General features: G+C 36.5%; 9 protein-coding genes and 2 pseudogenes. 3 read left to right on the forward strand and 8 right to left on the reverse strand.

Annotated features, from left to right (window positions below; all coding sequences use genetic code 11):
- Position 1: 1 nt before the first annotated feature.
- Positions 2-1843 carry a translational GTPase TypA gene (gene typA, locus LG372_RS07275; protein WP_000164111.1) on the reverse strand — a complete coding sequence of 614 codons (1842 nt, stop codon included), beginning with the start codon at positions 1841-1843 and terminating at the stop codon, positions 2-4.
- Between the two features lie 161 nt (positions 1844-2004).
- Between typA and LG372_RS07280 the strand changes: the two genes are divergently transcribed.
- On the forward strand, positions 2005-2730 hold the full coding sequence (locus LG372_RS07280) for a 16S rRNA pseudouridine(516) synthase (protein WP_225742480.1): 726 nt from the start codon (positions 2005-2007) through the stop codon (positions 2728-2730).
- Positions 2731-2791: 61 nt separating this feature from the next.
- Here the strand turns inward: LG372_RS07280 and LG372_RS07285 are convergent.
- The 4 genes and pseudogenes from LG372_RS07285 to LG372_RS07300 form a co-directional block, all read right to left on the reverse strand.
- Positions 2792-2998: pseudogene (locus LG372_RS07285) on the reverse strand (IS3 family transposase); the annotation flags it as partial.
- 71 nt (positions 2999-3069) lie between these two features.
- Positions 3070-3306, reverse strand: coding sequence for a hypothetical protein (locus LG372_RS07290; RefSeq protein WP_004261680.1), 237 nt, complete (start codon positions 3304-3306; stop codon positions 3070-3072).
- Positions 3307-3469: 163 nt separating this feature from the next.
- Positions 3470-3850, reverse strand: coding sequence for a rhodanese-like domain-containing protein (locus tag LG372_RS07295; protein WP_049487910.1), 381 nt, complete (start codon positions 3848-3850; stop codon positions 3470-3472).
- Entirely contained in the window at positions 3850-4119 is a 270-nt protein-coding gene (locus tag LG372_RS07300) for a YqgQ family protein (protein WP_020901947.1), read from the reverse strand. The genes LG372_RS07295 and LG372_RS07300 overlap by 1 nt, the downstream gene beginning before the upstream one ends.
- A gap of 63 nt (positions 4120-4182) precedes the next feature.
- On the opposite strand from LG372_RS07300, the gene LG372_RS07305 reads away from it, so the two are divergent.
- Together LG372_RS07305 and LG372_RS07310 are read left to right on the forward strand one after the other, a co-directional pair.
- A complete protein-coding gene (locus LG372_RS07305; protein ID WP_042750500.1) occupies positions 4183-5091 on the forward strand; it encodes a LysR family transcriptional regulator in 909 nt (302 codons plus the stop codon).
- A gap of 51 nt (positions 5092-5142) precedes the next feature.
- On the forward strand, positions 5143-7020 hold the full coding sequence (locus LG372_RS07310; protein WP_225742481.1) for an N-acetylmuramoyl-L-alanine amidase: 1878 nt from the start codon (positions 5143-5145) through the stop codon (positions 7018-7020).
- A gap of 31 nt (positions 7021-7051) precedes the next feature.
- On the opposite strand, the gene LG372_RS07315 is transcribed toward LG372_RS07310, so the two are convergent.
- From LG372_RS07315 to LG372_RS07325, 3 genes and pseudogenes are all read right to left on the reverse strand, one after another.
- Entirely contained in the window at positions 7052-7369 is a 318-nt protein-coding gene (locus LG372_RS07315; RefSeq protein WP_004269832.1) for a hypothetical protein, read from the reverse strand.
- Between the two features lie 251 nt (positions 7370-7620).
- Positions 7621-8514 carry a DUF6287 domain-containing protein gene (locus LG372_RS07320; RefSeq protein ID WP_225742482.1) on the reverse strand — a complete coding sequence of 298 codons (894 nt, stop codon included), beginning with the start codon at positions 8512-8514 and terminating at the stop codon, positions 7621-7623.
- A gap of 684 nt (positions 8515-9198) precedes the next feature.
- Positions 9199-12694, reverse strand: a pseudogene (locus tag LG372_RS07325) (serine protease); the annotation flags it as partial.

Here is a 12694-nt window from a genome sequence, read left to right on the forward strand (position 1 = left end):
CTTATTCAGCTGATTTTTTCTTCTTGTTAGCTTTCTCACGCTCTGCCTTGTTAAGGATTTGTTTACGCAAACGGATAGACTCAGGCGTTACTTCCATGTACTCATCGTCGTTCAAGAACTCAAGAGACTCTTCAAGTGTCAAGATACGAGGTGTCTTGATAACAGCTGTTTGGTCCTTAGTAGCTGAACGGACGTTGGTCATTTGTTTCGCCTTAGTGATGTTAACTGTCAAGTCATTTTCACGAGAGTTTTCACCGATGATCATTCCTTCGTAAACTTCAGTACCTGGGTTGACAAAGATCGTACCACGTTCTTCGATAGACATGATTGAGTAAGTTGTAGCCTTACCAGCATCGATAGAAACAAGGGCACCACGGTGACGACCACCAATTTCACCTGGAATCAATGGCAAGTATTGGTCGAAGGTATGGTTCATGATACCGTAACCACGAGTCATTGACAAGAACTCAGTTGAGTATCCAATCAAACCACGCGCTGGAACAAGGAAGACCAAACGAGTTTGACCATTACCAGTTGAAATCATATCCAACATTTCACCTTTACGTTCAGAAAGGCTTTGGATAACAGACCCTTGGTATTCTTCTGGAGTATCGATTTGAACACGCTCAAATGGTTCACATTTAACTCCATCGATTTCTTTTACGATAACTTCTGGACGAGATACTTGAAGTTCATATCCCTCACGACGCATTGTTTCGATAAGAATTGACAAGTGCAATTCTCCACGACCTGAAACAGTCCATTTATCTGGTGAATCAGTTGGGTCAACACGAAGGGAAACGTCTGTTTGCAATTCTGCCTGCAAGCGTTCTTCCACCTTACGAGAAGTCACCCATTTACCTTCTTTACCAGCAAATGGTGAGTTGTTGACCAAGAAAGTCATTTGAAGAGTTGGCTCATCGATGTGTAGGATTGGAAGAGCTTCAACTGCGTCTGTCGGAGTAATAGTTTCACCGACAAAGATATCTTCCATACCAGAAACGGCAATCAAGTCACCTGCTTTTGCTTCTTGGATTTCACGACGTTCCAAACCAAAGAAACCGAAGAGTTTTGTAACACGGAAGTTTTTAGTTGTGCCGTCAAGTTTAGAAAGGGTAACTTGGTCACCAACTTTAACAGTACCACGGAAGACACGACCGATACCGATACGGCCAACGAAGTCATTGTAGTCCAAAAGTGACACTTGGAACTGTAAAGGCTCATCTGAGTTATCTACTGGAGCTGGGATGTGGTCGATAATCGTGTCAAAGATTGGTGCCATAGTCGCTTCTTGGTCAGCTGGATCATCTGACAATGAAGAAGTTCCGTTGATAGCAGAAGCATATACCACTGGGAAGTCAAGCTGGTCATCATCTGCACCAAGCTCGATGAAAAGTTCCAAGACTTCGTCCACTACTTCTGCTGGACGAGCTGATGGTTTGTCGATTTTGTTAACAACCACGATTGGAACAAGGTCTTGTTCCAAGGCTTTTTTCAATACGAAACGAGTTTGTGGCATGGTTCCTTCGTAGGCATCTACGACCAAAACAACACCGTCAACCATTTTCATGATACGCTCAACTTCTCCACCGAAGTCCGCGTGTCCTGGTGTGTCCATGATATTGATACGAGTTCCGTTGTAGGCAACGGCTGTATTTTTAGCAAGGATGGTAATTCCACGCTCTTTTTCGATATCGTTTGAATCCATAGCACGCTCTGCCAATTCAGTACGTGCATCAAGCGTTTCTGATTGTTTCAATAATTCGTCAACAAGGGTTGTTTTACCGTGGTCAACGTGGGCGATAATCGCAATGTTACGGATATCTTCTCTTAATTTTGTCATGATTTCCTCTATAATATTCAAAATTTATTTTCTAACTGAACGATTATACCATAATTTCAAGTAAATAACATAATTCAAGCAAGTGTAAATGTTTTCACTGCGCTTTTCTTTTCACGTCAAGCCTTTTCAAAGCAAGCGACTTATGATAAGATAGGCACAGTATGCGTTTAGATAATTTATTAGCCCAAGAAAAAATCAGCCGAAAGACCATGAAACAAGCCTTACTCAAAGGGGACATTCTCGTCGATAGTTGCCCAGCCCGCTCCCTAGCCCAAAATATCGATACAGGACTACAGGAGCTCCTCTTTCGGGGCCGAATCATTCAAGGCTATGAGCACACCTATCTGATGCTTCATAAGCCTGCTGGTGTCGTGACAGCCAATAGAGACACGGAACTTCCAACTGTCATGGATCTCCTTTCACCTGACATCCAGTCTGACAAGCTCTATGCCGTCGGCCGACTGGACCGAGATACGACAGGACTCCTCCTCTTGACCGATAACGGCCCTTTGGGATTTCAGCTCCTCCATCCCCAATATCATGTCGATAAGACTTATCAAGTTGAGGTTAATGGACTTCTAACACCTGACCATATCCAAGCCTTTCAAAAGGGAATTGTCTTTTTAGATGGCACTGTCTGTAAAGCTGCAAGACTAGAGATTCTATCTGCAAGTCCTTCCCACAGCCAAGCCTCTATCACCATTTCAGAAGGAAAATTTCATCAGGTTAAGAAAATGTTCCTCTCGGTTGGTGTCAAGGTTGTTTCTCTCAAACGTACCTGTTTTGGATCTTGGAGCTTAGATCAGAATCTTCAAGAAGGAGACTACCGTCCCCTAAACTCACAAGAGTTGACAAGCATTCGTGACTTACTCAGAAAAAGTGGTTAAAAAATGAGCTCGGAAACATCCAAGCTCGTTTTCTTATTTGTAATCAACCTACAAGGAAAAATTTATCAATCATTTCTTGTTTTGGTTCTGGAGAATAGTGATAATTTTTAACTTTTTTGATACTTTCTATTCCGAAATGTTCAATCAATCTCATCATGTATCTTAGCCCAGAAACATCCACACTAAATCTTTTTGAAAGTTGCTTTAAGCTTTGACCTTGCTTTTTATGTTCATAGCTCTGAACTTTATCCTCATAAGTTATTTTCATAATAAAACACCCCAAAAGCTAGATTTTTCTGCTAACTTTCGGGGTGAGTTTAACAATAAAATGTTTTATTGTTAAGCTGATATATTCATAAGAACTATAAATCCTAAAATCCACATAATTACAGAAATTACAATACCTACGATACCAAGTATTTTTTCTGTTTTATAGTCCAGCTCAGACTCTTTTTGATGTGAATTAGCTAACACTAATCCAATAATTCCCAAAACAAGCCCTACCACTGGTAGTAGAAAACCAAGAACGATAGATAGGATACCTAAAACAAGGGAAGATTTCTTCTTTTCTTTCATATTATAAAACTCCTAAAATTATTACCACTAAATTATATCAAAAGAAATAGGTTTTGTCTATATAATACTATAAGTTTTTTCATAATATTAATTATAGCAATCTCTCAAAGAAACGTCCACTTGTCTACCCAAAGCGGAACTTAGTTTGAGAATTTAGCTTATGTTAATTAGTCTTCACTTTTCCTTTCCAAGAATCCAAGCCATAAGAAAGGATATAAATCTCAGAAAAACCTTGTTTTTTCAAGTAAAGGGCTGCATTTGTGACACGTTGCGCACGTTGGTTTTCGTAGAGAAGGACAGGTTTGTCTTTACGAAGGGCTACAAGACTAGTTTTCAACTGACTTGAAGGAATATTGCGAGCCCCAAGAATATGTTTTCTGTGAAATTCTGCTGGGTCGCGCAAATCAATCAATTGACCCGTACGAATCAAGGCTTCAAACTCCTCATTGTCCACGATTTTAGCTGCACGGCGAATACGAAGATAGTTAAAGCCCATCCACGCCAACATTGCTAGTATTAGTGCCCACAAAATCCAAGTAACCATTAGTTCTTTTCTCCATTTTTCTCAATATAATCCAATTCTACCTTGTGCTCTCTGCGAAGAACCGCTTCTGCTTCTAGATAGTCTAATTTGTCCATCAACCCTGCATCGTAAATCCGTGAGAGTTCCAACTTCATCAGTTCAATATCATATAAGCGTTTTCCCATGTAAACAATGATACCAAATCGTTTGAGGAATTGCTGCACATCATAGAATGTTTTCATAAGACTCATTCTAGCAAAATTTTGTGTTTTTTTCAAGAAGAGAATCACACAATGCCCCTTATTTTCCTATCATCTTTGGCGATTCTGACGCAAGTGTGGTACAATAAAAACATGAGAATTCAACAATTACACTATATTATCAAAATCGTCGAAACTGGCTCTATGAATGAGGCAGCTAAGCAGCTCTTTATCACCCAGCCGAGTCTTTCCAATGCTGTGAGAGATTTGGAAAATGAAATGGGGATTGAGATCTTTATCCGCAATCCCAAGGGTATCACCTTGACCCGTGATGGGATGGAGTTTCTCTCCTATGCCCGTCAGGTTGTCGAGCAAACTCAACTTCTGGAGGAACGTTATAAAAATCCTGTCGCCCACCGCGAACTCTTTAGCGTTTCGTCTCAACACTATGCCTTTGTGGTCAATGCCTTTGTCTCTCTACTCAAGAAAAGTGATATGGAAAAATACGAGCTCTTCCTTCGTGAAACTCGTACTTGGGAGATTATCGACGACGTCAAGAACTTCCGTAGTGAGGTCGGTGTCTTATTTTTTAACAGCTACAACCGTGATGTTTTAACCAAAATGCTGGATGACAACCACCTGCTGGCTCACCATCTTTTTACCGCTCAGCCTCATATCTTTGTCAGCAAGACCAATCCTCTGGCAAAGAAAGATAAGGTCAAACTAGAAGACTTGGAGAACTTCCCTTACCTCAGCTATGACCAAGGGACGCACAACTCCTTCTACTTTTCAGAAGAGATTCTCTCGCAGGAATACCACAAAAAATCTATCGTAGTCAGCGACCGTGCTACCCTCTTTAATCTCTTGATTGGTTTGGATGGTTATACCATTGCGACAGGGATTTTGAACAGCAACCTCAACGGAGACAATATCGTTTCTATCCCACTGGATATTGATGACCCAATTGAGCTGGTCTATATCCAGCATGAAAAAACCAGCCTATCTAAGATGGGCGAACGCTTTATTGACTATCTACTAGAAGAAGTTCAGTTTGATAGTTGAGAAATCAGCAAGATTTTATTATAATAAGCAAAAAAACAAAAGGAGTTTAATATGAAAAAGGTTTTACTTGCTAGTGCAGTTGCCTTATCTATTTTAGGATACACTCAAACAACTGCCCAAGCTCAAGAAAATAAAGCAGAGTCAGTACGCGAAAATGTAACAATTCCTCATTCAAGTACTTCAAAAATCGAAAACCAAGAAAAATCGAAAGAGAAGGTCGAAAAAACAGACAATTCTTCTAAAATTGATGATAAAGAAGAAAAAACAGAGAAAAAAACTCCCGCCACAGAAGAGAAGAAGTCTGAAGTAAAAAAAGAAGAAAAAGTTGAAAAAGTCAAAGAAGGTTGGCAGGAAGAAAATAATAACTGGCGCTTTTACGAACACAACAAACCTGTTACCAACTGGAAAAAAATCCAAGGAAAGTGGTACTACTTCAATAAAGATGGCCATCGACTAAGCAATACAACCTTTGATGGTTATGTTTTCAATAAAGATGGAGTGATGGCTGAAAACGGTTGGAACTTTATCAATGAAAAATGGTACTTCGCTAATTCTTCTGGAAAAATTTCTCAGAATAAATGGGAGAAAATTGGTGGTGCTTGGTATTACTTTGACAAAGATGGAATCATGCTTAGTAATACAACTTTTGATAACTATTTACTGACCAAAAGTGGAGCTATGGCCACAAACGGCTGGGCAAAAATCGACCAAAATTGGTATTATGCAACATCCTCTGGAAAAATCTCTCAGGAAAAGTGGGAGAAAGTCAATGGTTCTTGGTACTACTTTGATAAAAAGGGAATCATGTTGAGCTCAACTACATTTAAGGGCTACCTATTTAATAACAGTGGTGCTATGGCTGAAAATAGCTGGGTAAAAATTAAAGATACCTGGTTCTATGCGAACGCATCTGGAAAATTTGTCCAAAACAAATGGGAAAAAATCAGCGGTTCTTGGTATTCTTTTGCTCAAGATGGAGCTATGTTAGCCGATAAATGGTCGGGAAGCTATTATCTAAAAACCAATGGAGCCATGGCTGATAATGAATGGATATTTGATAAAAACTATAACAGCTGGTTCTTTTTGAAGCGTGGTGGAATGTATGCATCAAAAGAATGGATTGGAGCTTACTATCTCAAAGCTGGTGGTTATATGGCTAAAAAAGAGTGGATTTACGACGACACTTATAAGGCTCGCTACTACTTAGATGATAACGGACATTATGTTTCCGGAACTTACAAAATTGACGGTAAAGACCATCTATTCCACAAAAATGGTCAATGGATTTCTGAGGTCTCAAAAGAAGTTGGGTTTGTAAAAGGCCAATACAGTAGAACCATCTTTTTAGATCCTGGACATGGTGGAAGAGACTCAGGTGCATACTATTACAATGTCGCTGAAAAAGACCTCAACATGCAGGTGTATCGTAAATTACGCAAAAAGTTAGAAGAACTTGGCTACAAAGTTCTCACTTCACGTGATAGTGATATTGATGTAGATTTTGTTACAGAACGTTCTCGTATGGTTAACAAGACTAACTCTGACATCTTTATCAGTATTCACTTCAATGCGACTGGTAATGCATACTCAAAATCTAGTGGAATTCAAACCTATTCCTACAGTGATGATCCTGATTATCCAAGTAAAATCAACCCATACTGGCATAACCATCCTGACCGTATAAGTGAGAGCAAGCGCCTTGCAGCCGCTATCCACTCTTCATTGTTAGCTGAAACTGGTGCTAAAGATGCTGGTTTATTGGAAAGAAGCTTTGCCGTTCTTCGAGAAACTGCTAAACCAGCCGTCCTCCTAGAGCTTGGTTATATAGATAATTTCGCTGAAAATCAACAGATTCGAGATAGCCACTATCAAGATAAGCTTGTAGCAGGTATCGTGAAAGGAATTCAAAAATATTACGCTGGTAAGTAAAAAAGGGTCTCGAGAAATCTCGAGGCCTTTTCTATTTGTCTTCTTTTGTATCTTTATCAGGAAAGAGGTATCCAATACCAATGCAAGCTAGTACGCCCGCTCCAATTACCAAGCCACTTGAAATTGGCAAAAGGTCTAAAATTGCATTTGCAATGATAAAAGCAATAATTAAACACATCAGACTAGCCTTGTAGTCTTTTTTCAAAAAATTCTCTAGAGTGAAAAAGAGGAACAGACCAACCGGAATCAGTGACCATAGGTTGACATCCAAACTTGGCCATCCAACAGAACCAAAATACAAAACCAAAGCTGAAACTAGCAAGAATCCAATACCTAATAATTTTTTCATTTTTATCTCCAATTGCTTTTTTATGAACTTGAGTTATCTGATAGTGACGCCTCACGTCCCTTACAAAAATCATTATAGCAGAGGTCAGTTTCAAGAACAAGCTCTGTTGCCTATCTGGTCTCTATATCAGTCTAAGTGGTTGAAGTGTTAAGATAAAAGAAAAGAAGCCCTAATGAGCTTCTTCATTCTAGCGATTGCAACAGTATTTCTGAACTAAAACAATCGAAAGTTAGATTCTAAACTAGTTTTTTCTAGTTATTATTTTTCTTTTCCTTAGATTCTAGAGAAGTTTTGATTGCTTCGCGTTCAGCCTGTAGTTGAGCTAAATTCTTCTCCTCTTCCTCAAGTTTACTAGTATCTGGTTTAACACGATAATAAAAATTTTCTGGTTCCGTAAACATACTAGGACTTTGTCCAGCCACAAGTCTATCTTCAGCAGTATTTGATTGATCAGTATACTGTCCAGCGGACTTGACAATGCCTCTAGGTATTGCATATAGCACAGCTCCTCCTGCCATTAAACCTTTTGGCCATATACCAAAAGAAGCTGTATCAGATTTAGGACGTTCTTGACCTTTTGGGACTTTTAATTCATAAGTAGATTCAACTTTTTGACCATCTCTATAGCCAATTGCATATATTTCACTAGACTCATTAATAGAGTCATTAATAACAAATTCTTTACCCGAAGCTGTACGCCATGTACCTTTCAAACTAGATAAATCGTTATTTCTTAGTGCTTCAATATCCAGTTTCGGAACAGCAGTTTCTTCTTTTAGCTTATCCACTAACTTCTCTGACTCAGCTACTTTGCTATCTAAACTAGCTAACTGTTCCTTGAGTTTTTGAATTTCCTCTTCTTTCTTCTTCTTAATCTCGGATGCTTTCGAAGCATCTGTCGCTTCTTGACTTGTGTTCTCTTTTTTGGCAACTGAAGAAATTGCTTCAGTTGACTCTCTCTTTGCGTTAGGTGAGAATAAGAAGAGGCTTGCTAGGATTGCAACGACCAAGAGACTAATGGCAATGCCAATATAGACTTTTATTTTAAAAAACTTGCCCCTAATCTTAGATGGAGAAGTTCCTTTCACTACCTTCGATACAGTTGATTTCGGACCATTTTTCTCTTCAAAATGTTTCTTAGTCATAGTATTCCTCCCATTTTTCACTATATTTCACCTATATCTTAAACAAATTCGTAAGATTTGTCAGTATCCATGAATGGATGGGTTTTCAAAAGAAAACCAATCAACTAACCCTTAAATATTGGCATCAATAGAATCATCCATTAAACTCTATATCGAATTTATTAACATAAATTATACCATAATTTTTAAGAATTTTATATATTTTTATAGTCTAACTATGATAATGAAAAGGAGCTATCCTTTCATATTATTCACTTATATTATGTTTATAAAAAATCTAATAGGCGTATTTACTTATCATATTGCATATAGACTATACTTAAAATAAATAACCCCAAAGTGATTAAATCTAGAAATTATCTCACGCTTGTTAGGATTCAATTTGAGAAAATTAGACTGTACTTCATCAAATAAATCTTGAGTTTTTACTACAATTGTAAAAGCACAATTTTTAATATATAGTTCGATACCGTATTTTGTGAAATTGGTAAAATCCAAAAAATCTTCCTATCTGTAATAAGAAGATTTTTTGTTATCTAAATGAAGTCCATTAATACATTCTAAAAGAGTATAATTATCAACGTAATCTTAAGAATTAAGTATTAAATAGTAATTGTCAGCAAACTGTTTAACCATCACAGTATCTAATCTCAACACATAAACATCTTTTCTATAGATTTTATCTTAATCTTGATCTTTTTTCTTCAATCCAAGAAGTGCTCCTACTATAAACAATATTCCAGCAATAAATGGTGTAAGAACTGCTCTAACTGTTCCGGTTTTTGGCAACCTGTCAGAATGGTTAGTATCCGACTTACTATCAATGTTAGTATGTTTATTAGCTATGTTCGCTTGTTCATTAAGATAGACTTCCTTCTTATTTTCAAAGTGTTTATCAAGAACTGTAATTGTAACATCCTTAGTTGAATCAGATTTTTGTGAATGATTTGCTCTTTGTAAGTCCTCTCTTCTATGACTTTGATTTAATTGACTAGGATTTACCTGTGGGTTGTCTTTCTTTTTGGATACATCAAAAGTAGGTTTATTTTCCTCCTCCTTTTTCTCCTCTATTTTCTTGAATACAGGTTTTATAAGTGTATCTTTTGACACATTAATAACATAACCAGCATCTTTTTTCCCTTCGAAACCAGCAATTTCCCAACCATCAAATTGATAGCCTTCTTCTAATTCACCCTTATAGACAGGTAAAATGAAATCTTCTTCCGCCACTATCGTTGAACTCATTTCTTTTCCATTTTGAATGGTCACAGTTACCATCTGAGGTTTTAATTCACTTACCTCTCCCGTATCTTTGTTTAAAATGAATTCTTTTACGGTTGTATTTCTTGCAAAATCTTTTACAACTATCTTAATGTTTAGTGTCTTATCTGCTATTTGTTTAATATCAGCAAATGATTTATATTCTTTTCCATTTACATAAATATGTTGTTCTTGAATCTCACCATCGAATCCATTATTTCTTTTATCATTGATATTAAAGACTACAGATTTTCCCTTAGCATATTCGATACTAGTATTTCCCTTAGGATCAATCTTTACTTCTGGTTTTACATTATCATATAAAAATTGATAGTGTACTCCAACCGCTTTCGCATTCAAATCACTATAGCCAGTTTGAAGATAAACGTTTCCATCCATATCAGTTACCTTATCTGGGAATCCGTTTGCTTTATAGTCTTTCATCCCCCAGTCCATGATGTCACCATCTTTAACATTAAGCTTAATGTTAAAATCTCTAGTGTTATCAATGTGTAAATCTCCGTAGATTAAATAATTATCTACAACTGATTCATTAACTCTCAACTCCCAGTTGAAACCACCCTTATCAGAAATCTTACCTCTTAAATAAAATTCTGGATTTCGTACATAAATTTTATTAGATTTAGATGGATTAAAGTAGTTCTTGTCCATTGAAAGATTTACTGGTTTTGCATCAATAAATAACGTAGAGCCATCTTCTTTTATAGCTTCTACATTGGACATATCCTCTCCTGTGTACTCTTTACCATCCTTACCAAATAATACCAGTTTAGAAGAATCTGTCACAAGATTTCCATCTTTATCGATTGCTTCCCCTTTATCATTCATTTTAAATGTAAACACTTGATACCTTACAATGTTAAAGCCGTCCAAAGCCGACATTAATACTGATTGAGTACTTCTTCCATCTTCAACATTTCTACTATCAGCATAAATTATTTTTTCTGATAAGACTCTTAGATTAGGATTGGCCTTTTGGATTTTTGCTATATCTTCCTGGCTATAAACTCCATTTCCTTCTAACATATCCGTTTTTCCAGGATTATAGGTAGTCACTTTTAGTGCATAGCCTTTTCTTAGAATGATGTTATCCTTTAATAGATATTGTTGTTTTTCTGAATCAGCATAGATTTTACCAGATTCCATGTCCGTTAAATTGGTTGGTTTATTTTTTGAAAGATCTCCTTCTCCTAATTCTATTACATTCCCATAACTTGATGCATAGGGATATTCCGTTTTAGTTTCCTTATTTTTTTCAGGCATTCTAATTTTAGTCTCAGCTTTTATCTGATCATCATCTTTAACAAAGAATCTCATATCTCCTGCAAAAGCTAATCCATCCACAATATCATTAACATTAGCGTATAAATCAAATGTCATCGTTTTTGAGTGGGAATCATACTTGGTCGTTTTGATTTCTATCGATTTATAATTATTGCCATAATATACCTTGGCATTTTTAGAAACATTACTGATCTTTCCAAGAATTTCAAAGTGTCCATCTTTAGACGGGCTTAGAACACCATAAATTTTTGATTTGATTTCGTCAAGTTTTTCAGTTTCATATTCTAAGGCACTACCATCGTCATATGCAATGATATTTCCCTTATCATCGTATTTATAATCGTATTCCTCTGTTCTCTTACCAGTTTCACTTGTAAAGTCATCAACTTCTCTAAATTTCTTTTTAATCAGTTTCTTTAAATCTTTGCTTTCAAAGTCTCTAATTGTTGAAATGGCTTTATTGATAGTAAAGCTAGATTTTTCTTCGGTAGCCTCTTCATTTTCTTGATGATGTTCTACTTCAGTTGTATCTTTTTTAAGACTATCCTCTTTTCTATTTTCTAAATTTTTAAATTTAGATTCGGAAATCTCTCCAAGCTTTTGGTATTTAGATGAATCTTGATCAGGATCTACTAGATAATAGGAAATCATCCCCTTTTCATCAGCATGATCAGCAAATTTAATTCTATGAATCTTTGTGAAATTGCTAGAGCCATCTAGTGCAATGACTTCAATGATTTTTCCTCTTAAATCTCCTGCACCTTTAATTTCATAAATGGTATTTCCGTCTTTGTCAAGTTTCCTATTTCTTCCTTGACCCTCACCTGCATAAGTTACTTCAAGATTTTTCTCAACCTCTCCATCTTCATTAACCAGAGCAGCTCCTGCATACCAAACTTCGTTGGCAATCTCGTCAAATTTTTCAGGATGTTCTTTCTGATCTCTCGCAAATAGCGTTTCATTCTTGTATTGCTCTTTTACCTTGTGATAAGTATCCTTTGTAATCAGCTTAATTTTTTCAGGATTTGAAAAATCAACAGAAACAATCTTAGGGGCTGTGTTATCAATTTTTACAGGAATATAGGAAACCTGCCATGGGTAATCCTTCGTTAATCTATATTTAAATTTATAGAAATATTGACCTTCTGCAATTGGTTCAAATTGACCTCTTATCTTAGTAGCAGGATCTTTGGTATCCTTGCTTTCTGGTGCATTTTCTTCTTTCCCTCTAGGGTTATAGATGAGTCCATCCCATTTCAAGTCACCCCAAACTTTTAGTTTAGAAGATTTGATTCCCTTTGCATCATTTCTTTTAGAGTTTAAAATTCCTTTAATAAAGTGTTCTCTCGAAATGACTTTTAAGTCGATTTGATTTTCTCCCTCTTTATTTGTATTTACTATTGAAATCAATCCTTCTTCTGCACTTCTTAATACAAGTGGAGAAGGCGTTAATCCTCTCTCAAGTTGAGCATCTTGAGGATTTCCATTTGAATCTAAAGGATAAATTTTAGCGATCTTAGAACCACTTGATGATGGTGCGTTGATCCCTTCGTTATTGAAAGCAAATAATTCTGGATTTTGGTCTAGAGATGTTGTATTTTTATCTTTTCTATTT

Origin of the sequence: Streptococcus sp. Marseille-Q5112 (genome assembly GCF_916700555.1) — a bacterium.
GTDB lineage: Bacteria > Bacillota > Bacilli > Lactobacillales > Streptococcaceae > Streptococcus > Streptococcus symci.